At 68.4% G+C, this 26911-nt stretch carries 28 protein-coding genes and 2 pseudogenes; 9 read left to right on the plus strand and 21 right to left on the minus strand.

Features of this window, described 5'->3' with window-relative positions; genetic code table 11:
* The first annotated feature begins 127 nt into the window (after nucleotides 1–127).
* The 3 genes from NL126_RS10290 to NL126_RS10300 are packed head-to-tail and all read left to right on the plus strand — an operon-like array spanning nucleotide 128 to nucleotide 1539.
* Complete coding sequence (locus NL126_RS10290; protein ID WP_255194784.1) at nucleotides 128–406, plus strand: glutaredoxin family protein; 279 nt, start codon at nucleotides 128–130, stop codon at nucleotides 404–406.
* Nucleotides 403–924: a redoxin domain-containing protein gene (locus tag NL126_RS10295; protein WP_255194785.1), complete on the plus strand. Its 522-nt coding sequence runs from the start codon at nucleotides 403–405 to the stop codon at nucleotides 922–924. Before NL126_RS10290 ends, NL126_RS10295 begins: the two co-directional genes overlap by 4 nt.
* A gap of 3 nt (nucleotides 925–927) precedes the next feature.
* On the plus strand, nucleotides 928–1539 hold the full coding sequence (locus NL126_RS10300) for an L-threonylcarbamoyladenylate synthase (RefSeq protein WP_255194786.1): 612 nt from the start codon (nucleotides 928–930) through the stop codon (nucleotides 1537–1539).
* Here the strand turns inward: NL126_RS10300 and NL126_RS10305 are convergent.
* The 9 genes from NL126_RS10305 to NL126_RS10345 all read right to left on the minus strand — a co-directional run bounded on the left by NL126_RS10305 (nucleotide 1519) and on the right by NL126_RS10345 (nucleotide 8915).
* Nucleotides 1519–2166 (minus strand): hypothetical protein, encoded by a 648-nt coding sequence (locus NL126_RS10305; protein ID WP_255194787.1) that lies wholly within the window; start codon nucleotides 2164–2166, stop codon nucleotides 1519–1521. The genes NL126_RS10300 and NL126_RS10305 overlap by 21 nt on opposite strands.
* Before the next feature lie 39 nt (nucleotides 2167–2205).
* A complete protein-coding gene (locus tag NL126_RS10310) occupies nucleotides 2206–2778 on the minus strand; it encodes a COG4315 family predicted lipoprotein (protein ID WP_255194788.1) in 573 nt (190 codons plus the stop codon).
* A 78-nt stretch (nucleotides 2779–2856) separates the two neighbouring features.
* Entirely contained in the window at nucleotides 2857–3159 is a 303-nt protein-coding gene (locus NL126_RS10315) for a DUF8036 family membrane protein (protein ID WP_255194789.1), read from the minus strand.
* Between the two features lie 55 nt (nucleotides 3160–3214).
* Nucleotides 3215–3520, minus strand: coding sequence for a winged helix-turn-helix domain-containing protein (locus tag NL126_RS10320; RefSeq protein ID WP_255194790.1), 306 nt, complete (start codon nucleotides 3518–3520; stop codon nucleotides 3215–3217).
* 46 nt (nucleotides 3521–3566) lie between these two features.
* Nucleotides 3567–4472, minus strand: a complete 906-nt coding sequence (locus NL126_RS10325) for an esterase/lipase family protein (RefSeq protein ID WP_255194791.1) — start codon at nucleotides 4470–4472, stop codon at nucleotides 3567–3569.
* A 144-nt stretch (nucleotides 4473–4616) separates the two neighbouring features.
* Nucleotides 4617–6824, minus strand: coding sequence for a heterodisulfide reductase-related iron-sulfur binding cluster (locus NL126_RS10330; protein ID WP_255194792.1), 2208 nt, complete (start codon nucleotides 6822–6824; stop codon nucleotides 4617–4619).
* 104 nt (nucleotides 6825–6928) lie between these two features.
* Complete coding sequence (locus NL126_RS10335; RefSeq protein ID WP_255194793.1) at nucleotides 6929–7633, minus strand: energy-coupling factor transporter transmembrane component T family protein; 705 nt, start codon at nucleotides 7631–7633, stop codon at nucleotides 6929–6931.
* A complete protein-coding gene (locus NL126_RS10340; protein ID WP_255194794.1) occupies nucleotides 7627–8325 on the minus strand; it encodes an energy-coupling factor ABC transporter ATP-binding protein in 699 nt (232 codons plus the stop codon). Before NL126_RS10340 ends, NL126_RS10335 begins: the two co-directional genes overlap by 7 nt.
* Complete coding sequence (locus NL126_RS10345) at nucleotides 8322–8915, minus strand: biotin transporter BioY (RefSeq protein WP_255194795.1); 594 nt, start codon at nucleotides 8913–8915, stop codon at nucleotides 8322–8324. Before NL126_RS10345 ends, NL126_RS10340 begins: the two co-directional genes overlap by 4 nt.
* Nucleotides 8916–9042: 127 nt before the next feature.
* Here NL126_RS10345 and NL126_RS10350 point away from each other — a divergent pair, with 127 nt between their 5' ends.
* Entirely contained in the window at nucleotides 9043–9642 is a 600-nt protein-coding gene (locus NL126_RS10350; RefSeq protein ID WP_255194796.1) for a conditioned medium-induced protein 4, read from the plus strand.
* A gap of 158 nt (nucleotides 9643–9800) precedes the next feature.
* Here the strand turns inward: NL126_RS10350 and NL126_RS10355 are convergent, their stop codons facing one another.
* Together NL126_RS10355 and NL126_RS10360 are read right to left on the minus strand one after the other, a co-directional pair.
* On the minus strand, nucleotides 9801–10310 hold the full coding sequence (locus tag NL126_RS10355; protein ID WP_255194797.1) for a GNAT family N-acetyltransferase: 510 nt from the start codon (nucleotides 10308–10310) through the stop codon (nucleotides 9801–9803).
* Nucleotides 10307–10696: a gamma-glutamylcyclotransferase family protein gene (locus NL126_RS10360; protein WP_255194798.1), complete on the minus strand. Its 390-nt coding sequence runs from the start codon at nucleotides 10694–10696 to the stop codon at nucleotides 10307–10309. Before NL126_RS10360 ends, NL126_RS10355 begins: the two co-directional genes overlap by 4 nt.
* Before the next feature lie 73 nt (nucleotides 10697–10769).
* Here NL126_RS10360 and NL126_RS10365 point away from each other — a divergent pair, with 73 nt between their 5' ends.
* Complete coding sequence (locus tag NL126_RS10365; protein WP_255194799.1) at nucleotides 10770–12140, plus strand: MATE family efflux transporter; 1371 nt, start codon at nucleotides 10770–10772, stop codon at nucleotides 12138–12140.
* A 6-nt stretch (nucleotides 12141–12146) separates the two neighbouring features.
* Here the strand turns inward: NL126_RS10365 and citZ are convergent, their stop codons facing one another.
* Nucleotides 12147–13304: a citrate synthase gene (gene citZ / locus NL126_RS10370; protein WP_255194800.1), complete on the minus strand. Its 1158-nt coding sequence runs from the start codon at nucleotides 13302–13304 to the stop codon at nucleotides 12147–12149.
* A 230-nt stretch (nucleotides 13305–13534) separates the two neighbouring features.
* Between citZ and NL126_RS10375 the strand changes: the two genes are divergently transcribed.
* Nucleotides 13535–14767, plus strand: a complete 1233-nt coding sequence (locus NL126_RS10375) for a potassium channel family protein (protein ID WP_255194801.1) — start codon at nucleotides 13535–13537, stop codon at nucleotides 14765–14767.
* Nucleotides 14768–14793: 26 nt separating this feature from the next.
* On the opposite strand, the gene NL126_RS10380 is transcribed toward NL126_RS10375, so the two are convergent.
* Nucleotides 14794–15054, minus strand: coding sequence for a DUF7536 family protein (locus NL126_RS10380; protein ID WP_255194802.1), 261 nt, complete (start codon nucleotides 15052–15054; stop codon nucleotides 14794–14796).
* A 481-nt stretch (nucleotides 15055–15535) separates the two neighbouring features.
* Between NL126_RS10380 and NL126_RS10385 the strand changes: the two genes are divergently transcribed.
* Nucleotides 15536–16924 (plus strand): aryl-sulfate sulfotransferase, encoded by a 1389-nt coding sequence (locus NL126_RS10385; protein WP_255194803.1) that lies wholly within the window; start codon nucleotides 15536–15538, stop codon nucleotides 16922–16924.
* Here the strand turns inward: NL126_RS10385 and NL126_RS10390 are convergent, their stop codons facing one another.
* On the minus strand, nucleotides 16925–17884 hold the full coding sequence (locus NL126_RS10390; RefSeq protein WP_255194804.1) for a transcriptional regulator: 960 nt from the start codon (nucleotides 17882–17884) through the stop codon (nucleotides 16925–16927).
* Nucleotides 17885–18049: 165 nt separating this feature from the next.
* On the opposite strand from NL126_RS10390, the gene NL126_RS10395 reads away from it, so the two are divergent.
* Nucleotides 18050–19330, plus strand: coding sequence for a tRNA(Ile)(2)-agmatinylcytidine synthase (locus tag NL126_RS10395; RefSeq protein ID WP_255194805.1), 1281 nt, complete (start codon nucleotides 18050–18052; stop codon nucleotides 19328–19330).
* Here the strand turns inward: NL126_RS10395 and NL126_RS10400 are convergent.
* The 6 genes from NL126_RS10400 to pyrE form a co-directional block, all read right to left on the minus strand.
* Complete coding sequence (locus NL126_RS10400; RefSeq protein ID WP_255194806.1) at nucleotides 19327–20388, minus strand: pyridoxal-phosphate dependent enzyme; 1062 nt, start codon at nucleotides 20386–20388, stop codon at nucleotides 19327–19329. The two genes, NL126_RS10395 and NL126_RS10400, sit on opposite strands and share 4 nt — an antisense overlap.
* Before the next feature lie 41 nt (nucleotides 20389–20429).
* On the minus strand, nucleotides 20430–20972 hold the full coding sequence (locus NL126_RS10405) for a hypothetical protein (RefSeq protein WP_255194807.1): 543 nt from the start codon (nucleotides 20970–20972) through the stop codon (nucleotides 20430–20432).
* A gap of 487 nt (nucleotides 20973–21459) precedes the next feature.
* Nucleotides 21460–22416, minus strand: a complete 957-nt coding sequence (locus NL126_RS10410) for a succinylglutamate desuccinylase/aspartoacylase family protein (RefSeq protein ID WP_255194808.1) — start codon at nucleotides 22414–22416, stop codon at nucleotides 21460–21462.
* Nucleotides 22417–22498: 82 nt separating this feature from the next.
* On the minus strand, nucleotides 22499–23950 hold the full coding sequence (locus NL126_RS10415) for an NCS2 family permease (protein WP_255194809.1): 1452 nt from the start codon (nucleotides 23948–23950) through the stop codon (nucleotides 22499–22501).
* 105 nt (nucleotides 23951–24055) lie between these two features.
* On the minus strand, nucleotides 24056–24769 hold the full coding sequence (locus NL126_RS10420; RefSeq protein ID WP_255194810.1) for a phosphoribosyltransferase family protein: 714 nt from the start codon (nucleotides 24767–24769) through the stop codon (nucleotides 24056–24058).
* Between the two features lie 80 nt (nucleotides 24770–24849).
* Entirely contained in the window at nucleotides 24850–25371 is a 522-nt protein-coding gene (pyrE, locus tag NL126_RS10425) for an orotate phosphoribosyltransferase (RefSeq protein ID WP_255194811.1), read from the minus strand.
* Nucleotides 25372–25576: 205 nt separating this feature from the next.
* On the opposite strand from pyrE, the pseudogene NL126_RS10430 reads away from it, so the two are divergent.
* A pseudogene (locus NL126_RS10430) lies at nucleotides 25577–26467 on the plus strand (molybdopterin-dependent oxidoreductase); the annotation flags it as partial.
* 173 nt (nucleotides 26468–26640) lie between these two features.
* Here NL126_RS10430 and NL126_RS22060 read toward each other — a convergent pair.
* Nucleotides 26641–26778: pseudogene (locus tag NL126_RS22060) on the minus strand (Lrp/AsnC family transcriptional regulator); the annotation flags it as partial.
* Nucleotides 26779–26911: the final 133 nt, after the last annotated feature.

The following is a 26911-nucleotide window of genomic DNA, read 5'->3' on the forward strand; positions in this document are numbered from 1 at the left end:
AAGACTTGTCATAGTCTCTCCACGCTGTGACGGCCGCGACCCGCAACGCTGCGGTCCGCGAAGCGGTCGTGTACCGTGGGCTTCCGCGGGCGACACCCTTAGGAACCGAACGGCCGTAGCCGGCGGCATGACAGACGACCCGGAGATCACCCTGTACCGACTGCAGGGCTGTCCGTTCTGCGAGCGCGTCGTCCGCGTCCTGCAGGACAACGACGTGCCGTACCGCTCCCGATTCGTGGAGGCGCGTCACTCCCGACGCGACGCCGTGAAACGACTCACCGGCGCCCGGACGGTCCCCGCGCTGATCGACGAGCGTACGGGCGTCACGATGTCCGAGAGTGCGAACATCGTCGACTACGTCGAGTCGACGTACGGGCAGCGGGAACAGGAGGTCGTGAGCGAATGAATCTCGGGTTCGACGTCGTCGAGTTCGAGGCGGGCGACCACGTAGAGGCCGGCGACGAGGCACCCGACTTCACCCGGCCGCTCGTGAACGACGAGTTCTGGGAGGACGTCTCGCTCTCCGAGCTCACCGACGACGCGCCGGTCGTCCTCGTGTTCCACCCGATGGACGGCGACTTCCCGGCGACGTACATCTGGCAGGAGATCCGCGACGCGGGCTGGGTCGACGACTGGGACGCACACGTCGTCGGGCTCTCCATCTCCACGCCGTACGAACACAAGGAGTTCCTCCGCGAGTGGCGCGACTTCGAGCAGTTCCAGCTGTTCTCGGACCCCTCGAACGAGGTCGCAGAGGCGTACGGCATCGTCCACGACCTCGACGGGATGGCCGGCATCGCCGAACCGAAGCCCGCGGTGTTCGTCATCGACCAGGAGCGGACCGTCCAGTGGGCGTGGGTCGCCGACACGTGGCCGGCGTTCCCGCCGTACTCGGACGTCGAGGACGCCGTCGCGAACCTCTGAGGCATGTCGAGCGGCGAGGACACACTGGCCGACGCGCTCGACGAGGCGGCCGCCGCGATTCGTGACGGCGACCTCGTGGTCTACCCGACCGAGACGGTGTACGGGCTCGGCGCGGCCGCGCTCGACGCCGACGCCGTGACGCGAGTGTTCGACGCCAAGCGGCGCGACCGCTCGAAGCCTGTCTCGCTCGCGGTTCCCTCGGTCGAAGCCGCGGGCGAGGTCACGCGCCCCACCGAGCGCGAACGGGCCTTCATGCGCGAGTTCCTCCCCGGTCCCGTGACGGTGGTCGTCGAGCGTGGGCCCGACGTACCTGACGTACTCACCGCCGGCGGTGACCGCGTCGGGGTCCGCGTCCCGGACCACGACGTCGCGCTCGCGCTGCTGGAACGGGTCGCACCGGTCACCGCGACGAGCGCGAACGTGTCGGGGCGAGCGAGCACCCGCCGACTCGCGGACCTCGACCCCGAGATTCGGGAGGCTGCAGCGGTCGTCGTCGACGGCGGAGAGACGCCCGGCGGCGGGTCGACGGTCGTGGACGTCTCTGCGGGGGAGATTCACCGCCGCGGGCCGCTCGCCGACGCCATCGAGTCGTGGCTAGAGGAGCGACCGGAGTGAGCGGGTCGTCACGCCACACTGCTCGCGGTACTCACAGGGGTCACAGCGGGCATCGTCCGACAGCCGCGCAGGCGGCCCGTCGATGGCCTCGGCGCGGGTGACGGCCTCGCGGTAGATGGCCTTTCGTCTCGTGGACAGCGGGAGTTTACGGACGACGCCGTACGCCGGGTACTCGACGTAGGCGTGGCCCACTTCGACTGCTTCCTCCCACGAGAGCGCCTTCGCCGCGGCGACCGCCCGGGCGGTCTGTGGCCGCCACGCACCCTCGTCGGGCGGTTCGCCGGCGGAGACGATGGACACCGAGAGCGGGTCGTCGAGCACCTTGTGCGCGATGCCCCGTGCCTCTCTCCCCTCCAAGAGGACGTTCGTCCGGGAGGGCTCGCACAGGTCGTCCCACGCGCGGAGGCGCTCGCGGGCACACGCGAGGTTCGTCCGGTACTGCGTGGGCGTGACGGCGATGGGTTCGGCCGTGAGGTCGGTGTTTGATGCGGCGAGCTCGGGGTAGCGGAACGCGAGCGCCCGCCGTTCTTGAACCGTCTCGGGGACCGTGTGGTCGCCGTCTCGAAGCCGATAGTAGAGCTTTCGCGGGCAGTACGCCGCGGTGGCGAGGTCGCTGAACGCGTGCATCGGGGCGTCTGCCGCGGGTTCGTATTTGAACGTTCGGCCTCAGTAGTAGCTCGCGGTGGGCGTAGGGGTGGACGTGCCCGACGGCTCGATTGCGGTTCCATCGGGAGTGACGAGCCACCAGACGTCGCCGACGCCCTGGCCGTTCGTGTCGCCCGGCTCCTCGTCGGAGGCGAAGTAGTAGAGCGGCCAGCCGGCCGCCGCCACCTGCAGTTCGCCTGAATCGCGCTCGAACGTCGAGAGCTCGGCGGTGACGCCGTCGCCCGCCGTCGGGGACTCGGTCACCGTCAGTGGCGGCCACGCGTCGGCACACTCGCCGCTGCAGACGCTCGACCCCTCGCCCTGCGTGTCGCGGGTGAACAGGTACAGCGACAGCCCGGCGTCGTCGACGAGAATGTCGCCGTACTCAGGATGTGTAGCCACCTGCACCGTCGCCGCCGCCATCGGCGTCGGTGTCTCGGTCGACTCGGGCGTCGGTTCCGGCGTGGCGGTCGGTTCCGGGGTCGGCTCGGCCGTCGGGGAGTCGGTGGGCTGGACGCCCGGCCCGCCCGTACAGCCCGCGAGGCCGACGCTCACCGCCACCGCCCCGAGGAACGTCCGTCGTGAAGGATCCATGCTGGTCGGAGGGACGACTAGTGGCTTGAGCGTTTTCCGGAGTCTCTCCAAAATTCGTCCTATCTCGTCCGCCCTCGACTACCGCCACGTGATGTACGAGAGGAACGCGAGCGCGACGAGTTCGAGCCCACACAGCAGCGTCATCCCGACCTGCACCTCGACGGCCGTCTCGGTGAACCAGCCGATGAACGCCGGGTGGACGAGATAGAAGTAGAGCCACAGGACGTTCTCGACGAACAGGAACGCGGCGAAGACGAGCAGGCCGAGCGTGTGCTGGGCGCCGTGCTGGCGGTAGCCGCGGAGCCAGACACTCCCCAGCCCCACCAGCAGCAGCACGTTCACGGCCGCGGCGGCGCGCGCCGCGTCGAGCCACACACTCATCGTTCCCTCCCTTGGCAGTTCGCCCGTATAGGTCGTTTCCAAAATTCGTCCGAACTCATTGCTCCTCTTCCTCCTCCGCTTCCTCCGGGTCCACGGTTGCGAGTATCTCCTCGACCGTCGCCCAGTTCGTCTTCACCTGGTCGGTGAACAGGTAGACGGCGCCGTAGTCGTCGCCCGCTCGCCGGACGACGTTGTTCTCCAGCAGCACGTCGAGGTGGTGCCGGATGGTCGTGTAGTCGTACCCCAGTGCCTCTGCGAGCTGGTTGGCGTTCCGTGGCCGCTCGTCGAGCGCCCGGAGGATGCGGACCCGTGTGGGCCCGCCCCGGGAACTCGCCAGCACGTACCAGAGAACGCCCTCCATCTACCCACTCCTGTTCGGGAGAGGACAATAAAGCCGCGGGCGTCGGTCAGTCGCCGGCTGCCGAGCCGTCGGGGTCGTGCGACTGCGGGCGCCCCACCTGGATGCGGAGGTCGTGCGGGTGGTCGCCCGACAGCCACTCGAACACCAGCTCCTTCGCGCGTACTGCGGTCCGGACGCCGTCGTGGTCGGTCGTGAGCGCGACGTTCGTCGCCCCGTCGAGTGCTGGACTGTCGGGACAGCCCCAGAACAGCGGGTCCTCCGTCCCGCGAATCGTGTAGTAGTCGACCTCACCCGGCGTCTCCTCGCGGTTCAGGCGGGCGAGTGGGTGGTCGTCGTCCCTGTCGTAATCGGCCCGCAGGAAGTTCGTCATCTTGTACGTCCCCCCGCGGAGGCCGGCGCGGTCGGCCCACCGACACAGCTCCGTCCCGTGATTCGCGCCTGCGAGCCCGACGAACGTCTCGACGCGGTCGTAGCGGTCGTACTCCGCGAGCCACCACCGGAGGCCAGTCACGCCGAGGCTGTGCCCGACGACCGACACCTGCTCGGCGTCCGTGTGATCGAGGACGCGGCAGACGAAGTCGTCGAGCGTCGCCGCCATCTCCCGGTGGCTCGGGCTGCCGTCGCGGAAGTTGACCGCCCACAGTTCGTCGCCGCGGTAGCCGCGCTGGAGGAAGAACTCGGCGTGGCCCGCCCAGTCGCAGGCGTCGCGCTGGTTCCCGTGGACGAACACGACGGGCGTCCGCTCTGCTCCCGGTTCGGTCCCGTGGTGGGCGTGCCCGCCCCAGCCACCGTACAGCTGCCCGGTGTTCCACGGGAGTCGGTCGCCGTCCGCCCGGTCGTGGTCGCAGGCGACGGCACACCCCCCGTTCCGCTCGGCCTGTCGAAGGCCACGGAGGTTCGACCGGAGCGCCCGAGAGAACGGCCAGCCGCGAGGTGATGTACCGAGTGACACGGTACCGCGATACACACATATGTAGTATAAACCTACCCGATGACTCCGCCGCTGTTCCCGTTCTATCGGGTGGTGTTGCCGGTACTCGTGGCGCTCTCGACTGGGAGAACGCGAACCGAGCAGAAAACGAGCGAACCGAGGCGCTCAGTCGTCGGCGGGCGCGGCGCCGGTGTCGGCGCTCGCGTCGGCCGTGATGCCGCCGTTCGATTCGAGGGCTTCGACGATGAGTTCGGCGATGTCGACGATCTCGATGTCGTCCTCGAAACCGCCGGTCTTGCGGCCGTCCTCGTACATCGTCATGCACATCGGACAGGCGACGACGAACTTCTCGACCGCGTGGCCGGCTTCGGTGTCTTCGAGCGCCTCGCGCAGCCGTTCCTCCGAGGGCTTGGACTCTTCGTCGAGTTCCATCCAGAGGCCACCGCCACCGCCACCACAGCAGAACGAGTTGGCGCGGTTGCGCGGCATCTCGTGGAGGTCACAGCCCGTCGCGCGCACGAGTTCACGCGGCGCCTCGTACTCGTCGTTGTACCGGCCCAGATGGCAGGGGTCGTGGTAGGTGACGGTGTAGTCGAGCTCCGTCCCCGAGAGGCCGAGTTTGTTCTGCGTGACGAGTTCCTCGACGGCCTGCGTCCAGTGGAGCACGTCGATCTCTCCATCCTGGTTCCACGCCTCCTCGATTTCGAACGGCATCATCGGGTCGTCGGCGAACTCCTCGAAGTCGACCTCCGGATACTCGTTCTTGAACGTGTTGTACGAGTGCGGGTCCGTACACACGATCTTGTCGAACTCGCAGTCGTTGAACGACTCGACGTGGTGGCCCGCGAGTTCGACGTAGAGGAACTCCTCGCCGACGCGGCGGATGTCGTTACCGTCGTACTTCTCGTCGTCGAAGAGGATGCCGAAGCTGACGTCGGCGTGCTGGAAGATCTTCGCGAGCGAGCGGGCGACCTTCTTGTTCCGGTCGTCGTAGCTCGGGTAGTCGCCGACGTACCAGAGATAGTCGACTTCCTCCTCGCGGGCGTCCGTGATGTCGAAGTCGAGCTCGTCGGCCCAGTTCGCACGCTTGCGCTGCGGGTCGCCGAAGGTGTTGCCCTTCTGCATCAGGTTCTGGAACACCTCCTGTACGCTCGGTTGCAGATCGCCCTGGTCGGTGAGCTGGCGGTTCATCCGCGTGAAGCTCTTCAGGTGCTCGATCTCGACCGGGCAGGCGTCCATGCAGGCCATACACGCCATACAGGACTCCATCGTCTCCGCGGCGATGACGGAGTCGCCACCGTCGGCGATGATCTCCCTTTTCTCGCCGCCGGCGTCGACGGACTCGCGGTAGCTCTTCAGGTCGAGGATGACGTCACGCGGGTCGAGGTTTCGACCGGAGGCGTTCGCCGGGCAGACCGACGAACAACGGCCACACTTGGTGCAGGCGTCCTGGTCGAGCATCTCCTTCCACGAGAAGGAGTCGATGGTCTCGGCTCCCGTATCCGCATCGAGCGCGGCCGGCACACCGGGGAGGCGCTTGCCGGCTTTCTCGTCGCGGGTGACGATGTTCGCGAAGCTCGAAATCATGTGGAACGGCTTCGCGAAGGGGATGGCGGCGATGAAGACGAACGCGAGCAGCGCGTGGCTCCACCACGCCAGCGGGTAGACGGCCGTCGCCGCGGACTCGGAGACGCCCGCGACCATGAGGACGTCGGCGACGAACCAGCCGACGAACGAGACGCTCTCGAACGCGGGGAAGCCGGTCCCGAGGATGCGCAGCCCCTCGACGAGGTAGCCACCCACACCCAGGAAGAACAGCGCCCAGACGAGGAACGCGTCCTCCCAGTTCGTGTGCTTGCCGTGGAGGCGGTCGTTGCGGGTGACGTAGCGCCGCCAGATGGCGATGCCCAGCCCGATGACGAACAGGAAGCCGAGCGCGTCCATCACCAGCGAGTACGACAGGTAGAAGTCGCCGACGAAGAACGACTGGCGGTCGCCGGTCAACAGCATCGTCGCGTTCCGGAACAGGTCGATGTCGATGGCGATGATGGTCGTCCCGATGAGGAGCGTGAAGAAGCCCCACATGATGAACGCGTGCATCACCCCACCGACGAGGTCGCGGTTGAACTGTTTCTCGTTCGATGCGACGATCTTTGCGGCCTCCATCACCCGACTCGGGAGGTCGTCGAGGCGGTCGAACCAGTCCTCGTCGCCCTCGGTGTAGCGTGCGAATCGGCTGTACACGCCGTAGCCGAAGACGATGATGGTCACGGCAGCGAGGTAGTAGAACGCGACCTCGCCGGTCGGCGTGATCTGCCAGAACGTCTCACGCGTGATGGTTTCGCCCGCTTGTAGGGGCGGCGTCACAGGCATACGCACGTGACGGGACGACACGCGCTTAAATCTTCTCACCCGCGTACGCAAACCTTGCGCCCTGTGGCGGTATTCGCCCGAAAATCCGTGTTTTGCCGGGTCGTTTAAATTAGGGCCACGACTACCAGCGCGACGCCGAGGACGAGACCGGCGCTGTCGACCCGCGTGAATCGCAACTCGGGGAGCGTCGGGTTCCACGCGAGACACCGCGCCTGGAGCGCGAGCGAGAAGGTGTCCGCCCGCGAGAACGCCCGGTTCAGGCCCGAAATCGCCACGCGCTGCATCCGGTCGTGGAGCGGGCGCTCGTCGCCGAGGCGCGCGGCCGACGCGCGACGCACGCGCCGGAGGTCGTCACGGAGCACGGGGAGGAAGCGGAACACGAAGCCCACGCCGAGTCCGAGGAACTGCCCCGGGTTCCCCGGGACCGTACGCTGGACCGCCGCGCGCGACTCCCGCGCGCTCGTGGTGTGGACGTAGAACGCGCTCACGACGAGCACTAAGAGGACGCGATAGGACGCGAGAGCCGTGTCGACGATGGGCGCGAACCGGAGCCACGGCGGGCCGAGCGTCATCCCCGCGACGAGCGGTGCGGCGACGAGAATCGGCAGCGCGTAGCGGTAGCCGTACGCCACGGTCCACGGGCGGAGCCCCGCGCTCCACAGCAGCGCGGCGACCACCGCGGTGAGCGCCGCCAGCCCCTCGGGGGTGGTGTGCGCGAACGCCGCCGCGACGAACGCTGCCTGCACGAACAGTTTGGTGCGCGGGTCGAGCCGGTGGGCGAGTGTCTCGCCCGGGGTGTAGCTCAACACGGGCGGACGCCGAACTCGTCGAGCCGCTCGGCGGCGGTTTCGGGGGGTGCATCGAGCGCCACCTGCCCCTCGTTCATGACCACGACCCGGTCCGCGACCGAGAGGTGGTCCCGGAGGTCGTGGGTGACGACGACGATGCCCGTTCCCGACTCCGAGAGCGCGGTCAGCCGCGCCATCACCGACTGACGGGCGGGCCAGTCGAGCCCCGCGAACGGCTCGTCGAGGACCAGGTGGCCCGGCTCCATCGCGAGCGCGCCGGCGATGGCGACCCGTGCCTGCTCGCCCCCCGAGAGCTGGTCGATGCGTTCGTCGCCACGACCAGCGAGGTTCACCGCGTCGAGCGCCGCGTCGACGCGGGCGTCGATCTCCTCGCGAGCGAGCCCGAGGTTCTCCGGGCCGAACGCCACGTCGCCTCGAATCGTGGCGGCGACGAAGCCGTCACGGGGGTCCTGAAACACCATGCCCACGGCGCTCCGGGCGGCCACGAGGTCCTCCTGTACGGGCGTCCCGTCCACGAGCACTTCGCCCTCGTCGGGGTCCAGCAGGCCGTTGAAGTGGCGGACGAGCGTGGTCTTGCCGGCGCCGTTCGGCCCGGCGAGGACCACGTACTCGTCGTCCGCGATGGTGAGCGAGACCCCGTCTACGGCGACCGTGTCGCCCCGGTGGTGGACGAGGGCTCGCGTCTCGATCATTCAGCCGTGATGGCGTCCGAGCGGACGATACCGAGCGCGGCGGCCATCTTCACCGCCTCCGCCGGGAGGAACACGAGCGCGCCGGAGACGATTGCACGGGTGAGCGTCCAGTCGGGCGAGCCACCCAGCACGTAGTAGAGCCCGGCGACGCCGAGCGCGTAGATGACGACGGTCCCGACGACCATCCCCCCGAGGAGTCGGGGGAGCCCGGCCTCGCGGTACGAGCCGAGTTCGAGGCCGCCGTGGACGACGGCACCGATGGCGAAGGCTGCGATGGGGTACGAGACGAGGTAGCCCCCGGTCGCGCCGAACAGCGTGCCGAGCCCCGCCGACCCGCCGGCGAACACCGGCGCGCCGAGGATGCCCGCGAGCAGGTACAGCAGCATCGCCGCCCCACCCCACAGCGGGCCGAGCATGATGCCCGCGAGGAACACGCCGAGCACCTGCAGCGTCACCGGCGCGGGCGACAGCGGGAACGGGAACGAGACGAACGCGAACGCACCCATTAGTGCCGCGAAGACGGCGGTTCGCGCGAGGTTCCCGGCCACCTCGTCGCCGACGAGGTCGACGTTGCCGGTCTCCGTGCTCATCGTCCTGCCTCCGGACACGTGCTGTGTCGCATACTCCACCGTACTCGTAAACCGACTTTGCAGTATCGGTTGACGTAGGTGTGCCCGGCAGTTATAAATACGGAACGTGTGTGATTAGAGAGTCACGATGGACGAGAAGACCCGCGAACTCCGTGACATCTTCATGGACGTCACGGACGAGGCGACCGTGACCGAGCGGCAGGAGGCGGCGCGAGGCTCGCTGACCGGCGAGACTCGCGATGTCGAGAGCCGGCTTCGAGAGGTGGTCGCCGACATGCGCGAGGCCGTGGGGTTCGACACGGGGCTCGACGACGCGGCGCTCGTCCGTGTCGTCCGCGGCTTCTACGAGGGCGAGAGCGACGCGGCCATCGCCGAGGCGCTGGACGTCGCCCGGACGACGGTGTTCCGCGCCCGCATGGACCTCCATCTCTTCCGCGACCGCGACACCGACGCCCCCTTCGACCTCGGCCGACTCCGCGAGGGGCTCGCAGCCGAGCAGTCGACCGACGAGCTGGCCGCCGAACTGGATGTCTCGGCGTCGACGGTCCGCCGCTACGCTCGCGTCGTCGAGACACAGGATGCCGCCCGGCGCGTCTCGAATCGGTATCGGTCGGCGTTCGACGAGGTGTTCACCGAGTCCGACCTCTCCGGGAACCTGACCGGCGACGCGAAACGCGATGGACTGGACGACGCGCTCGACGGCATGGAGAGCAACGTCTCGTTTTAGACCTCGGCGTCCACACTGCCACTGCTCGCCTCTCGAACCCACGCCATAGGTTCAAGTACGGAAACGCGGCCACACCTCGCGTGACGTAGTCGCCGTCTCGGGTGGAACTCGGACGTTGCGCGGCCCACCCATCCGAGCGTCGCGCCCAGGGCCGCCTGTCAATCTAGCCGTTTCCGGTAGAGCCGCAGGGTCAGGCGCTCTCCGGCGAACGTCACGTCGGCGTCGCGTTCGTGGACGAACCCGTTCGCCTCGTAGAACCGCTGGGCTGCGGTCTGGGCGGGCGTCGTGTCGAGCACGAGCGTGCGGAACCCTGCCTCGCGAGCTCGGTCTTCGAGTTCGTCGTAGACCCGCTTGCCGAACCCTCGCCGCTGATGGTCGGGGGCGACACGCATCCGCTTGAGTTCGGCGGTCGCGTCGGGGAGGTCCTCGAACAGCGGCTCGGTACCACCGTCGAGCGGTCGGTACGCACCCATGGCGACGAGGTCGCTGTCGACGGCTCCCACGAGAAACTCGCCGTCCGAGAGATACATCTCCTCGACGGCATCGAGGTCGGCGTCGTCGACACCCTCGGTGAACGTGCCGGCATCACGCATCGCCGCCGCGTGGAGTCGCTTCACGGCCGACGCGTCCTCGGGTCGGTAGCGACGGACGACCAGCTCGTCGCTCACCGTTCGACCCGAAGCACCACGTCTGCGCTGTCGATGTACCTCGTCACGCGTTCCGTGAGCGAGCCGTCGCCCGGCCACGCGACCGACTCCTCGCTGTGCAGACGCTCGGGGTCCCCGACGTACACCTCGGCCGAGCCCCCAGCGTCGGTCGGCACCGTCACCCGGACGTACAGTCCGTCGTCCACGCCCTCGTACCGGTCGAGTGCGTCCATCTGCTCGGTCGAGAGCAGCTGTCCCTCGACTTCGCCGCACGGTGCGAGCGTCGGGTAGTCGCCCTCGACCGCGTGGAGGCCGTCGAGCGTGGCGTCCGCGCCGAACGTCGCGTCCGGAACGACGGCGAGCGCCTGGTGCGGGTCGAGCAGCGTGCCGTAGACGAACACGTCCATATCTGCCCCTCGTGCGCGGGGACCAAAGTTCCGGCTCCGACAGACTCAACGACGGCTCGCCCGACCCACGCGTATGGACCTCGGCCGGCTCCGCACCGTGTGGACGCGCGTCTTCGCGCTCGCGTGGCCGGTCATGGCCGAACAGACGTTTCGCACCGCGATGCGGACGACCGACGTGCTCGTCACGGCGCTGTTTTCACCTGCCGCCGTGGTTGCCATCGGCCTCGCGGACCTCTATGGCCGGTTTCCCCTGCGTATCGGGCTCGGCCTCGGTGGCGGCGCCATCGCGCTCTCCTCGCAGGACACCGGCGCGGCGAGCGTCCAGAACCGCGACGAGGCCGTCACGCAGGCGCTGCTCGTCGGGTTCCTGCTCGGGCTGCCGTTCGTCGTCGTCGGGCTCCTGTTCGGCCAACCGCTCATCGCGGTGTTCGGGGCGAGCTCCGAGGTGGTCGCGCTCGGCGCGACCTACCTCGCCATCGTGTTCGCCACCGCGCCGTTTCGCCTCGTGGCACTCGTTGCCGCTCGTTCGCTGCAGGGCACCGGCGACACGCGAACCCCGATGTACGTCAACGTGCTCGCGAACTCGCTGAACATCACGGGCAGCGTCGTCCTCGGGCTGGGACTGTTCGGCGCGCCCCGGCTCGAAATCGTCGGCGTCGGGCTCGCGACCGCGACCGCGAACGTCGTCACGGCAACGCTCCTGGTCGCAGCCATCGCCTCCCCACAGACTGCGGCGTCGTTCACCCGTCCCCGGAAGCTCGTCATCGTCCGGCAGCTCCTCACGGTCAGCGCCCCCCGAATGGCCGAGGGGTTCGCGGCGGAGCTCGCGGAGTTCCCGTTCAACGCCCTCCTGCTCGGGTTCCCGAGCGGCGAAGCCGTCAACGCCGGTTTCCAGATCGGACGCCGCATCTACCAGCAGGTCACTGGCCCGCTCTCGCGCGGCTACAACGTCGCCGCTTCCGTGCTCGTCGGCCAGTCGCTCGGTGCGGGCGAGCCCGCCGAGGCCCGCTACGACGGGCGTGCGGTCGCCGCGCTCGGCGTCCTCACGGTGGGGACCATCGGCCTCCTGCTCGTGGTCGTCGCGCCGTGGGGTGTCCGGCTGTTCACCGACGACCCGGAGACGATTCGCTACGCGACGGCGTTCACCCGGGTCTACGGCCTCGCCGGCGGGGCGCTCGTCGCGTTCTCGGCTCTGTCGGGGGGATTACAGGGGGCGAGCGAGACGCGCATCCCCTTCGCCGCGCGGACGACCGGGATGTTCGGCCTGTTTCTCGGGCTGTCGTGGCTCCTGGGCGAGACGCTGGGCTATGGGCCGGTCGGTGCGTACGTCGGCGTCGTCGCGGCGTACGTGTGGATGGCACTCGTCGTCGCGTGGGGGTTCGATCGGTCCGACTGGGCGAGTCGCGCCGCGGAGTTGATGGCAGAACGAGGGAGCGCGGGGTAGGGGGAGTTACCGCTGGTCGAGTTCCGGGAACTCGAGGTCCATCTCGCCCGTGTACCGGGCACGCGGGCGGATGAGCCGGTTGTCCTCCTGGTACTCGAGCGTGTGGCCGATCCAGCCACCCACACGGGACATCGCGAAGATGGGGGTGAACATGTCGACCGGAATCCCGAGCTGGTAGTAGACCGTCCCGGAGTAGAAGTCGACGTTCGGGGCGATACCCTTCTCGACGAGCCCCTGGTCGGCGAAGAACTGCTCGATGGCGTCGGCCATGTCGTACCACTTCGCGTCGCCGGAGGTCTGGCCGAGCTCCTCGGACTTCTTCTCCAGGATCTTCGCGCGGGGGTCCTTCACGTTGTAGACGCGGTGGCCCATCCCGGGGACCCGCCAGTTCTCGCGCTCCTCGCGGGCACGCTTGACGTACTCGACGGGGTCCTCGCCGCTCTCGTCGATCTCCATCAGGAGTTCCATCACGTCCTGGTTCGCTCCACCGTGGAGCGGCCCGGAGAGCGCGCCGATCCCCCCCGTGACGGAGGAGTAGAGGTCCGCGAGCGTCGAGCCGATGACCATCGCGGTGAACGTCGAGGCGTTCAGCCCGTGGTCGGCGTGGAGCGTCAGCGCCATGTCGAACGTCTCCTCAGCGACCTCGTCCGGCTCCTCCCCGGTGAGCATGTAGAGGAAGTTGCCGGCGTGGCTCAGGTCGTCGCGCGGTTCGAGTGGCTCCTCGCCCTGCCGGACGCGGTCGAACGCCGCGAGCACGGTCGGGATCTTCGCCGTGACGCGGCGGCCCATCCGGCGGGCGGCGTCGAGGTCACCCCCTTCGGCCTCACCAGCCTCGTCGTCCTCAGCGGAGAGGTAGGAGGTGAGGGTGCGGAGCGCCGCCATCGGTTCCTCGTCGGCCTCGGCCAGCGCCGTCACCGTCTCGAGGACAGCGTCGTCGACCGGACGGTCGGCCACGAGCGACTCGTTGAATGCTTCGAGTTCGGCCTCTGTGGGGAGCTCCCCGTTCCAGAGGAGGTAGACGACTTCCTCGAAGGTCGCGTGTGCGGCGAGGTCGTCGATGTCGTAGCCCCGGTAGATGAGTCGACCAGCATCCCCGTCGATATAGCTGAGCGACGACTCGGCGACCAACACGCCCTCGAGCCCCTTTTTGAGTTCGTCGGACATATCGTGAGATTCCGACCGTCCGGGGAAAAGCATTATCGTATCGTCGCCAAATGCCGCAAAACCTTCTGATTGGGCGTTTCGAGCGCTGTATCGGTTGCTCATCTTTTTTCAACGACGTTCCCGACTGTACGTTCGTCACATGGTGACGTCCCACACGTCTCGCCCCGGTGGCGCTGGCTGCGTGGCTCTGGCCGCGTAGGTTTTTAGCCCCGGCCGCGGAAGGCGAGGGTATGTCACGGGAGGTCGGGTACGAGCCGGTGAGCGTCAAGGCGGTGCTCGCGGAGATGAAAGACACCGCCGAGTTGCTCATCGACCTCTCGTACTCGGCGGTCCTCCTCCGGTCGGACCAGGTGGCCGAGGAGGTGCTCGAACTCGAAGAGCGGATGGACGTCCTCCAGTTGCGCGCACGGATGGGGCTGCTGATGGCCGCGCGCAACCCCGAGGACGCCGAGGCGCTCGCGCCCGTCCTCGGGATCGTCGGCGCCGCCGAGAAGATTTCCGATGCAGCGGGCGACATCGCGAAGGTCGTGTTGGAGGACATCGGCCTCCCCGATGCGATGCGCGCGGCGCTCCCGGAGTCGATGGAGACGCTCGTCCGCGCCGGCATCGACTCGGAGTCGTCGATGGCGGGCCGGACGCTCGGCGACCTCCACCTCGAAACTGAGACTGGCGTTCGCGTCATCGCGATTCGCCGGCAGGGCGACTGGCTGCTCAATCCCGAGTTCGACACCGTTCTGCATGCCGGGGACGTGACGCTCCTTCGGGGCCCGGAGGAGGGTATCGCCGAAGTGTACGAAGACCTCACGGGCGCGAGCTACGAGCCGCCCGAACCGCCCGCCGAGAGCACTGCGGACCTCGAGCGCGCGATGGACTCCATCGTCCTGATGAAGGACATCTCCGAACTCGCGGTCGACCTCGCCTATGGGGCAGTGCTGTTCGACTCCGACGGCCTCGCCGAGGAGGTGTTCGAACTCGAAGCCGAGGTCGACGCGCTGCAGGGCCGGTTCGAGGCGTGGACGCTCCGGGCGGCCGCCGTGGTCGACGACCCCGTCTCGCTCCGCGGACTGATGCATCTCGCGGCAGCCACCGAGGTCATCTCCGACGCCGCGCTCGAAATCTCCGAGGGCGTCCTCCGCGGGCTCGGCACCCACCCCGTCATCCAGGAGGCCGTGCTGGAGTCGGACGAGGTCATCGTCCGCTTACCCGTCGCGCCGGGGTCGGCCCTCGACGGCGTGACGCTCGGCGACGTCGCCGTCAAGACCGAGACCGGCATGCGCGTCATCGCGGTCCGACGCGGTCAGGGGCGGTCGGCCTCCGGTGGCGCGAACGACTGGGTCGTCTCGCCCGGCCCGGACACGGCGCTCCACGGTGACGACATCATCATCGCGAAAGGCACGCGCGCGGGCGCCGAGCGGGTCGCAGAGATGGCTGGCTCCAGCGACGTGCTCGACGACGTGTTCTGAAGCGACGTCGGTTCCCGGCGCTCGACTCAGAGTTCGCGCGACAGCCGATAGGCGCTCGCGACCGTCAACAGCAGCGTGACGAGCAGCCCGATTCCCACCGCGAGGACGAACCCGAGGCCGACGTACGCGACCGGCGAGTACTGACCCTGCGGCCCAGTGACCGCGCCGTAGACGAAGAACAGCGCGACGGCGATGCCCAGCGCGAACCCCACTTTCGCGTTCCGGGGGACGCGCAGCGCGCCCACGAAGTTGGCCGTCCCGGGACGCTCGGGCGGTTCCTGTGACACGACGTGTGGTTGGGCACGGGTGGGCAAAGCGGTTGGGAAATCGGCTAGGATGTTGTTTCTGACGTGGTTCCGTCCGGGATAGAACAGATGTAACCACCTCGAAAGCCCCGACGTGCTGGGCTCGGTACGGCGACTGCGCTCCTCGGGACTCACTCGCTGTCGCTCGCTCGCCACCTGCGGTGCTTGTTCGTCCGCGCCGTCGCCCACCGCGCCGCCCCTTTCAGTCCCGCCCACAACGCTCGGCCGGCCAGTCGTCGCGGGTGGGACTGAAAGGGGTCGGCCTCTACGCGAACCCCGGCGATGTAAGCACCGCAGGGGCCACGCGAGCGGACGCGAGCGTGGCCCGAGGAGCGCAGCGAGCCGCGGGAGCGTAGAGGCCGGGGGCTTTCGAGGTGTTGTTCCCTAGTTTTCACTCCTCGCATCACATATCGTTCCTACCTAGAACCACAAAACGTACCACGCGGCACTCCTCTGAGGAGGTATGGAGCAGTCTCGCCGCACCCTCGTCCGGGGTGCGACCGCCCTCCTCGTCGTCGCCCTCCTCGTTCCCGCCGGGGTGTCGGCGGTGACGTACGACCCGACCGACTTCAAAGCCGGTACCATCGAAGAGCCCGCCAACGGCAGCACCGTCGTCGGCATCCAGGGGTTCCACTTCCAGGGGCAGGGCGCGAAGAAGAAACCCGCCCGCCTCGCCTCCATCAGTGGCGACGGCGACCTGAACTGGCAGTTCGACGGCTCGACCGTGGGCGCCCGCTGGTTCTACGACGTCGACCCGCTCGACAACGGCAACCTCCTCGTCGTCTCGACCAACCCGCAGGGAACGCTCGTCTACGAACTCGACCCCGAGACGCGCGAGCCCGTTTGGACCGAGGAGTTCGACATCCACGACACCCACGACGTCGACAAACTCCCGAACGGCGACCTCGTGGTCGCCAACATGCGCGCGTGGGACGAGGACGCCGAGGTGAGCCGCGACCGCGTGTTCGTCTACAACCGCTCGACCGACCAGATAACGTGGGAGTGGACGTTCCACGAGCACTACCCGAACGCCACGGATGGGGGGTTCAACAGCGACTGGACGCACGTCAACGACGTCGACGTCATCGGCGAGGACCGCCTGCTGGTGTCACCGCGAAACTTCGACCAGGCCATCGTCATCAACCGCACCACGAAGGAGATCGAGATGCGGCTCGGCAGCGACGACAACCACTCGGTGCTCGACGAGCAGCACAACCCCGACTGGCTCGTCAGCGAGGAGGGCAACCCCACCATCCTCGTCGCCGACTCGGAGAACGACCGCATCGTCGAGTACGAGCGCCGGTGCGGCGAGCGCGACCCGATGGAGGCACCCGAGTCGGCCTGTTCGTGGCACCTAACGTGGGAAATCGGAGAGGGGCAGTTCAACTGGCCGCGAGACGCCGACCGCCTCCCCAACGGTAACACGCTCATCACCGACTCGCTGAACCACCGGGTCGTCGAGGTGACACCCGAGGGCGAGATCGTCTGGGAGTACTACGCGACGTGGGGCCCGTACGACGCCGAGCGCGTCTCGATGGGCGGCTCGTCGAAGGGGCCGACCATCGCCGACATGGACAAGGAGGGGAGCTACGACGTGACCGGCAGCGCGAACGACCCGCCGGTCGCGAGCGAGGCCGAAGGCGGGCCGGGTGCGGCGCTCGCGAGCCTCGGGTTCCCCGACCTTGCGAAGACGTGGTCGCACGTCACGCCCTGGGCCAAGCCCATCTGGATGGGCGGCTGGGCGTTCGTCACCACCATCCTCGCGGGGCTGGTGCTCGTCGGCTGGGGCGTGGGAGAGCTCGCGGTCAACAGAGACAGACTCAAGCGCCGGGTCGCGGATCTCGCGCGCTGACTACGCTGGCTCCTGGTAGTCGACGCGGTCCTGAATCAGGTCGCGCAGGTCGTCGGCGTCCTCGACGTTCTCCAGCTCCTCGCGCTCGATGAGCGCGGTGCCGTCGACGCTCTCGCGGGTGGCCTTGTCGACGACGTACACCGACGTCGTCCGGGTCACTTCACCTACCGAGGACATGATGCGCGCCCGCTTCTCTGCCGTTCGGGTGAACTCGGAGTGGCCGGTGAGCATCGAGTTGCTGGCGTCCTCGCTGACGGCCTTGAACGGCGCGCGCTGGGTCGGGTGGACCGTGTAGCCGACGCGCGTCAACACCGTGACGATGGGTTGGTCCGTCGGGTCCGGCTCGGGGTCCTTGGGCTCTGGCTCGCCGTCGTGGACGTCCTCGGCGCCGTCGAGCACCTCGACGGGCGAGGAGAGCCCCTGGCCGAACAGCTCTTCGAGCTGAGCGGCAACCTCGACGCTCGCGTTCATGCCGTCCTCGTACTTCGAGACCGTTCGACGAGACACACCGAGTTCCTGTGCGAGCTTGCCGAGCGACCACTCACGCTGCTTGCGGGCGTCGGCGAGCACGTCACCGTCGATGTTGACGTACAGGCCGCCGGGCGCCGCGTAGATGAGCGGCGGGACGCCCTCGACGAACAGGTCGACGGCGGTGTCCGGCGCGAACACCGGGACGCCGTGGCGGAAGTAGACGACCCCCGGCTTGAGGTCCTCGTCGCGGGTCCGCAGTCCGAGGACGAGCGGGGTCGCGCCGAGATAGGTGCCGAGCCGACGCATCTCGGCGCCGGTCGCGGCGTCGAAGGCGTCGATGTTCGCGAGCACCTTCACGAGGAGGACGTCCTCGCCGCGCCGGGCGGCGAGGTCGAAACTCTTGGGCCGGACGGCACAGCGGTCGCTGACGGCGAACCCTGCGTCCTGCAGCATCGCGGTGATGTTTCCGACCAGCGCCTCCCGAGACATAGCCGAACATAAGCGAGTACTCACGTATATGCGTTGTGGGCCGCCGAATGATTGCCGTGTGGCGATTGTGCGGTCCTGTCGGCGGTACACTCAAATAGGAGCGGTCGGCCGCGGTCGAAACGCGCATTTCCCGCACCCGCGTAACCCGCCCGTGACCCGCAAGCCATGACGCTCGTCGGCCTCGACGACACCGACTCCCGGCACCAGGGAATGTGTACGACGTACGCCGCGGCGCTCGTCGCCGAGCGACTGCGCCGGGAGGCGACGGTGTCGCGGCTCCTCCTCGTCCGGCTCAACCCCGCGGTGCCGTACAAGACCCGCGGGAACGCCGCGCTCGCGGTCCACACCGACGCCGACCCCGACCACGCGTTCGCGGTCGCTCGCGAGGTCGTCGCGGGCGAGGCGATGGCCGGCGACGACCGGACGAACCCGGGGCTCGTCGTCGCATCCGGGTCACCCGACGACGTGCCCGACGGGGTCGCAGACTGGCACGACCGCGCGCTCCGTGAACTGCTCGACCCTGCCGAGGCCCGAACGCTCGCCGCGGACGCGGGCTACCGGATCGAGGGCTGGAAAACTGGACAAGGAATCGTCGGCGCGCTCGCCGCCGTCGGGGCGTGGCGTGCCTGGGCCCGAAGCGACGCCACGCCGACGTACGAGACCATCTCGTATCGGGTGCGTGACCGTTGGGGAACCGACCGCGACGTGGACCGCCGGAGCGTGTTTGCGGCGGCCGACAGGTGGTATCCGGTGGTCTGGGACACCGTCGACCACGTCGAGCGGGAGACGGTCTGCGTTCCACACACGCCGGGGCCCGTCCTTCACGGGATTCGCGGCGACGAGGCCGACGCGACCCGCGGCTGTGCTGCGGCCATCGAGAGCGAGACGGTCGAGCGCCGCGAGACCTTCGTGACGAATCAGGGGACCGACGCCCACCTCGCCACCGGCACCGTTTCGGGTGCAGCGGAGGGCCACGGCTACTGGCTCGACGGGGTCGTTTCGACTGCACCCGAGACGCGACGCGGCGGCCACGTCTTCTTCGAGCTTCGGGATGAGGCCGAAACGCTCGACTGCGCCGCGTTCGCGCCGACCGGGCGGTTCCGCGACCGTGTGCGTGCTCTCCGGGTGGGTGACCGCCTGACCGTCTGCGGCGAGGTCTCGCAGGGAACCGTGAAACTGGAGAAGTTCGCGGTCCGCGAGCTCATCCGGACCGAGCGTGTCACGCCGACGTGTCCCGACTGCGGGCGAAAGATGGAGTCCGCCGGCCGCGACCAGGGCTATCGATGCCGCGGCGACTGCGGGACGACTGCCCCAGGGAAGGTCGACCGCGACCTCGACCGTGCGCTCGAACGCGGCTGGTACGAGGTCCCCCCGACCGCACGCCGGCACGTCGCCAAACCCCTCGTTCGTGGGGGGTTCGACGCGCCCACGCACCCCGAACGCTAGGTCTTCAGTCCCGAGCCCGTGAGCGGGACGACCACGTCGGCGTCGGCGTCGAGGACGCCCCGTTCCCGATAGGCGTCCAGCGCCGCGGGTGCGACCGCACAGGTCGGCTCGGTGTAGAACCCACCTCGGTGCAAGCGGCCGAGCGCCTCCTCGACCGCTTCGGCGTCGAGTGCGATGGCGTCGCCCCCCGTGGCGTCGATGGCGCCGAGAAGTTGCTGTTTGCGGGCGGGTTGGCGAATCTGGATGCCGTCGGCCGCGTCGTTGTCGCCGGCCGCGGCCTCGGGGCCGTGCAGTTCCTCGACGATGGGCGCGTAGCCCGCCGCCTGCGCACCCAGCAACCGGGGCATCGCGTCGGTCCAGCCCGCCTCTTTCAGCGCGCTGAACCCCCGATACGCACCCAGAAACAGCGTGCCGTGGCCGAGGGGTGTGACGACCGCGTCGGGCACCGACCAGTCGCGCTGGGCGGCGACCTCCATCGCGAACGTCGCAGTCCCGGCGAAGAAGGCGGGGTTCCACGCGTGGGAGGCGTACCACCCGTCCCCCGCCTCGACCGCGTCGATACAGGCGTCGGTCACCGCCTGTCGTGAGCCTTCGACGCGGACGACCTCGGCGCCCGAGCGCTCGATGGCCCGCAGTTTCGAGTCCTTGACCGACGCGGGGACGTAGATGCTGGCGTCGATGCCAGCACGGGCCGCGTAGGTGGCGATGGCTGCACCGGCGTTCCCCGAGGAGTCTTCGACCACGTGCTCGACGCCGAGCCCGGCGGCACGCGAGAGCGTCGTCGTCGCGCCGCGGTCCTTGAAACTCCCCGACGGGAACACGTACTCCAGTTTGAACTGGCAGTCCCAGTCGGGAGCGGCGACGAGCGGCGAGAACCCCTCCCCGAGGCTCACTTCGCGGTCTACGGGGAGGAAGTCGTCGAACGCCCAGAGGCCGTCGCGGGCGTCGACGTCGGGTGGGCCGGCAGGGCGTGGCGGCTCGGCGAAGTCGAGCGGTCCGCCGCAGGAACAGCGCCAGCGGTCCGCGTACTCGCGACCGCAGACGGAGCAGACGAGCATGGCGGCTGGTCGCGGCGTGCCGCCATGTCGGTGTCGGTCGCCTACCGGAACAGCGCGGCGTCGTCGCGGACGACGCCTTCCACATCCGACGGGAGGGCGTCGACCCAGTCGACCTCCGCGGTGCCGTCACAGCCGACGGTCGGCTCAGCGGCGACGGGGTCGCCCGTCACCGGCTCGGCTCGCACGACGACGTGATGGACGGTGACCCGTCCGTCTCCGCCGTCTTCGTGGTAGTCGATGCGGCGGACACGCTCGACCGTCTCGAGGTCGCTGGTCCAGCCGGTGAGTCCATCGACGACCTCGTGGGCGCGGTCGGCCCAGTCGCCGTCGCGAACGGACACGGCCGGGAGCGTCCAGCCGTGGGTGCCGTCGTCCATCAGCAGGAGCGCGCCAGCCTCGTTCGTGAGGCCCACGACGACCCAGCCGTCCACCGCCGTGAGCTCCGCACGGAGGTCGTCGAAGTCGTCGGCGTCTATCTCCTTGGTCTGGGTCTCGGTGTCGACTGCGGGGTCGTCGAAGAGCGTTTCGGGGTCGGCGGGAATCTCTCTCGTCGGTGCGTCGGGATGGGCGGGTTCGTTGGACATGGGTGCGTGTTCGAGATACATCGGTCGGAGGGAGTGCGTCAGCGGGAGGTGTCGCTACGTGGGGGAACTTGCCTGTCTCGGCGGCGCCCACGTTCGGCCTCGCGAGCGCCGTAGCTACCCGTTCTGGAAACTGATAGAAAAAGCCGACGATTTTATTTCGTCTATTTTCTCTTGTATAATAATTTGTCCGGCGGGGATAAAAGCGTTCGGGTGGGGCGGCTCGAATTGGGGGCTCGACGACCGGTGTGCCCCACCTGACCGTTCCGATGTCGTGCCGCGAGCGACCGACGGGAGCGAGCGGTAGCGTCCGCGGACTGACGCGGCCGACCGGAGGGAGGCCGCGGCAGGAGCTGGTGCTATTTTTCCGCAAGTATTTGCCGTTATCGGACCGCGGCGCGGTCCGATAGCCCGTCGGATTCCAGCGGAATCCGACGACGGGGGGCTGAGCGCGCCTCCGGCGCGCGAAGCCCCTCGCGGAAAAAGTTCGTTAGTAGCGATCGATGTCTGTCCCGACCGAGCAGACGTACTCGCCGGTCGCCACCTGCGGCAATCGCCGAGTGCGCCAGAACACGCCGTTCGAGTCGGCGGTGACTTCGGCTTTCACGTCGCCGAAGGTGCTCCGCACCTCGAACAGGGTGTCGCCCCGCTCGACCTCCTCGCCGAGGTCCTTCTGGAAGACGGCGAGCCCGCCGGCGGGCGAGCCGTACTGTTCGAAGCTGGTGGCACGAACCTGGGTCTCGGGCTCCACCGCACCGTCGAGGAAGCCGTAGTGGGTGAGGACGTTCATGATGCCCTGGACGCCCAGCCGAATCGACTCTTCGTCCCAGCCGACGGCGCCGCCGAGTTCGGGGTCGACCGTGGGAATGCCCTCATCGGGGGCTGCGCGGGCGAGCTGGCCGTCCGGGCCTTTCTGATCGAGGATGTAGCCGCAGCCGAACACCTTCGCGAGTTCGAGACACTCGCGGTGGAGCCGGTGACGGTGGCCACAGCGGACGCGCGTCTCGTTTATCATCCGGCTCGTCGACCCCTGGTGGAGGTCGAGCACGAAGTCGGCGCGGGTCGCCGCGTCGAACGTGGCCGCGGCGATGCGTTCGCTCGCAGTGCCGTTCTCGTCGCCGGGGTACGCCCGGTTGAGTTTCGTGTCGTCGATGGGGTTGCGGTGCTCCGCAACCTGATAGCCGTACCAGTTGACGATGCCGACCACGAGAATCGTCCCCGAGAGCTCCGCAGGGTCGATACGTGGGACGAACCGCTGGACGACGCCGAGTCCGTTGAGTTCGTCGCCGTCAGAGACCGCCTGCACGTAGAGGGTCTTCCCGTCCTCGGTGCCGTTGATGACGCAGACGGGGAGAGAGACCTCGGAGCCGTCGCGGGCCTCGCCGACCGGCAGCCGACCCACGGCTCGCTCGCCGGGGGCCGCACTCGCCGTTCCGAGGGTTGTCATTACTCCAACGGAGCAACCCACGCGCTTTAAGCTACTGATACCTGCTGAGATTTCCGGCGGTGCCGGCTAGCGGTTTCCCCCGCTAGCTGGCGACACCAGCCAGGACGCCACCCGTCCGCACGAAGAAGTAGAAGACGAACAGCACCGCGAGCACCCACTGCCCCGCGGAGACCTCGTCGTACTCACCGAGCGCCGCCTTCACGATGGGGTACGAGATGATACCGGCCGCGATCCCGTACGCGATGGAGAACGTGAACGGCATCACGAGGATGGTGAGGCCCGCCGGGACCGCGAACGCGAGGTTGTCCCACGCGATCTCGGCGACGTTCGTGAGCATGATGAGCCCCACGACGACGAGCACGAGGTGGGAGGCGTACGTCGGCACCGCCGCCGCCAGTGGCACGACGGCCAGCGACAGCAGGAAGAAGACGCCGATGACGAGCGCCGTCATCCCGGTGCGACCGCCCTCCTCGACGCCGGTCGCCGACTCGATGTACGTCGTGACGGTCGAGGTGCCGAGCATTCCTCCCACAGTGGTCCCGATTGCGTCGGCCATCAGCGGCTTGTCCATGTCCGGGAGGTTACCGTCCTCGTCGAGGAAGCCCGCGATCTGCGAGACGCCCGTGAGCGTCCCGGCCGTGTCGAAGAAGTCCACGAAGAAGAACGTGAACACGATGAGCGCGAAGCTGAAGGGCTCGACCTGCTGGAGCCCCTCGATGAACGCGCCCGCGAGCGGCGCGATGTTGTAGCTCGTCGCGTCGTAGGTGATGGGGACGTTCGGTGCGATAACGACGCTCGACTTGATGGACGCGCCGGCCTGGTTTGCGGCCTCGACCGCCGGCTGGCCAGAGAAGCCCAGCGCGCTCGCGGCGTAGCCTGCAATCGAGGTGAGGATGACCCCGATGATGATCGCCCCACGGGTCCCACGGGCGTAGAGCGCCAGCGTGACGAACAGCCCGACCACCGAGAGGATGGCGATGGGGTCGCTCGCGAACACCGGGCTGAACGTGATGAACGTCGCGGGGTCGCCCGCGACGACGCGCATCTCTTCGAGCCCGATGATGGCGAGGAACAGCCCGATACCCGCCCCGACCGAGAGCTTGACGGGTTCGGGGAACAGCCGGATGATGGCCTCCCGCGCCCCGACGGCGGTGAGGAGGATGAAGATGATCCCCTCGACGACGACGGCGGCGAGCGCCGTCTGCCACGGGATGCCGAGTCCCAGGACGACCGTGAACGCGAAGAACGCGTTCAGGCCGAGCCCGGGTGCCTGTCCGAACGGTCTGTTGGCGTAGAGCGCCATCACGAGCGTCGCGACCGCCGCGGCGATGAGCGTGACGACCGCGATCATCTGGAACGTGCGCGCGTCCGAGACGCCCTCTATCTGGATCGCTGCGGACAGGATGGCCGGGTTCACCACGACGATGTAGCTCATCGTCAGGAACGTCGTGATGCCCGCGATTACTTCCGTCCGCAGGTCGGTATCGTGTGCGTCGAAGCCGAAGAAGTCGGCCAGCGTATCAGTAACTGCCATGTTGCACGTCTGAGCACACCGAAGAGTCGAAAGTTAAGTATTTTCCTCTCATTAAACGGTGTTCGTACACGAACATGTACAAATCCAGTGCCGAGTAGGCCGAGCTTACTCGAGTCTCGTCAGCGCACCGACAGGCGCGTCGACGCGCTGTTCGGCCCGGCGCATCCCCTCGTCGCCGACGCCGATGAGCGCGAACACGCCGCCGACCTCCGCACCGGCGCGCTCGGCGATGTCCAAGAGGAGTTCCTGCGTCTCGCCCGAGCGGATGAGGTCGTCGACCACCAGGACGGTGTCACCGGTGTCGATGGCCCGCGCGGGGAGGTAGTAGGTGAGTTCGATGCCCGATTCGAGCCGCTGGCGTGACTCGATGAACTCCTCGACGGCCGTCTCCTTCGACTTCTTGGCGTAGGCGACCGTCGCCCCGAAGTGGCTCGCCATCGCCGCCGCGAGCGTGATGCCGTCGGTCGCTGCCGTCAACACGACGTCGGGGCGCTCGAACGCGAACGCCTCGGCGGCGACGGGCGCCACGAGGTCCAGGAGTGCCTGGTCGAACACGACCTGCGAGTTGTCGACGTAGCCGTCGCGGTCGAGCTGGATGCGTGCGGCGAGCTCCTCGGCGAGCATCTCGCGGCCCACCCCGCCGACCACGTCCTTCGCGCGCTCGACGCCGGGGAGGACGTGCCCGTTCACGTAGCGGTTCAGGTCCCCCGCGGGGAGGCCGGTCTCGGCGGCGAGTTCGTCGTAGGTCCGCGTCTCCTTCAGCGTCCGCAGGACGTCGACCGCCTGCAGCTGGAGGGCGGCCTTCTCCGCTCTGTTCATATCCACAGTTGCGTAGGTGTGCGACTATGGGGGTTTCGGTCCGCCACGCACAGCAAGTAATCACGAGCGTGGATACTCCGTCAGCGGTCGGCCAGCAGCTCGGAGGCCGTCAGCAACGACTCGAGCTCCACGTCGATGTCGGCGAGGTTCTCGCGGCCACCCTCCTCGCGGTCGACGACGACGAGCACCCGGTTCACGACTACGCCCGCCTCCCGGAGCGCCTCGACCGCGTCGACGGCGGACTGCCCGGTCGTCGCGATGTCCTCTAAGACGACGACCTCTTCGCCCTGCTCGAACTGCCCCTCGATGCGCTTGGCCGTGCCGTACTCCTTCGCCTTCTTCCGGACGATGACGTACGGGTTGCCCGTGGCGACGCTCGTCGCCGCGACGAGCGGCACCGCACCGAGCGCGACGCCTGCGAGCTTGGTGTCACCGACGCGCTCGGCGAAGGCATCGGCGATGAGTTCCAGACAGCGCGGGTTCGTCTCGAACAGGTACTTGTCGACGTAGTACTCGGAGGTGCCGCCGTGCGAGAGCTCGAACTCCCCGAACTTGACGGCGTCCGCGTCTTTGAGAGCCGCGATGAGTTCCGCGTCGGTCATGCGCGAGGCTCCGCGAGCGCCGATGTTAAACGGCCCGGTGCGCGTCGGCCACCCGTCCGCGCGGCGAGACTTGCCACTGGTGTCCGAGTGTTTTGTTCCACCTCTCGAAAACGTACGTTCGGTCGCAGTTGTCGTTTTCCCCTCCGAATTGTTCCGTCCAGACGAGAGCAGTGTTCGACAACGATAGATTCCGGAGTGGTACGGCATGAGCGAGTGGGTGCCGACGACCTGCGTGCGGTGTGCAGTCGGCTGTGGCCACCTCCAGCGTGGCGTCGAAGAGGGGTACGGGCTGGCCGCCGTTCGCGGGGACGCGACCCACCCGACGAACAACGGACTCGCGTGCCAGCGGGGCATCAACGAGACCTCGGACCCCGACGGCGAGTGGCTGACGCGCCCTCTGGTCAGGCGTGACGGCGACCTCCACCCGACGACGTGGGACGTGGCGCTCGACGTGGTCGAGACGGCGCTCCGGGACTCGCTCGCCGAGACCCGCGATTTGGTCGCGGTGCTCGGGAGCGGCCAGCAGACGAACGAGGCCGCCTACCTCCTCGGGAAACTCGCCCGCGGCGGCTTCGGAACGCGCCACTACGACGCCAACACGACGCTCTGTATGGCGAGCGCCGTCACCGCCTACTACGACGCGTTCGGGAGCGACGCGCCGCCGCCGACGTACGACGACATCCCCGAAGCCGAGAGCCACGTCATCTGGGGGGCGAACCCGTCGGCCGCTCACCCGGTGATGTACCGCTGGATCACCCAGAGCGCCCTCGAGGGGACGTTCATCGTCGTCGACCCGGTGGCGACCGACACGGCGCTCGACGCGGACCGCCACGTCGCGCCCACACCCGGAACGGACCTCCAGCTCGCCCGGGCGGTGCTCGCCCGGTGCGTCGAGACCGACGGCATCGACCGCGAGTTCGTGAAGGCACACACCACGGGGTTCGACGACCTCGTCGCCGACCTTCCGGACCCCGAGGCCGCCGCCGACGAAGCCGGCGTCTCGATGGCGGACGTGGACGCGCTCGCCGCGGCGCTCGACGACCCAACCCTGCTGTACTGCTCCAGTTCCGTCGCCGAGCCGAAGGTCCCGACCGCAAGGAGGGTCCACTTGCCGGTCACCTCGTAGACGGTCCGGAACCGCTCGGCGTCGCGGAGGCGGTCGGCAACCGCGTCGACGGCGTCGTCGCGCATCTGGAGGCGAAACACCGCCGTCGTCCCGTAGCCCGCCCGCTCGTAGTCGACGACCGCGGTGTAGCCCTCGACGACGCCTCGCTCCTCCATCGCCTTGAGTCGGTTGCGGACGGTCGTCCCCGGGATGCCGGTGGCGTCGGCGATCTCCAGCAGCTCGGCGCGGGCGTCCGACTGGAGCGCCGCGACGATGCGCGCGTCGGTGTCGTCGACGGTCACGCGCGCTCACCCGGACGGGTGTCCGGTTCGAACCTCGAACGCACTACGAACGTACTCCGATTCACGTGCGAGCGTGATGAGGTTCCAATATATGGGTCTGTCGTTAAAATTATCGAGTATATGGTCTCTTGTG

Source organism: Halorarius litoreus, from assembly GCF_024362405.1.
GTDB lineage: Archaea > Halobacteriota > Halobacteria > Halobacteriales > Haloarculaceae > Halorarius > Halorarius litoreus.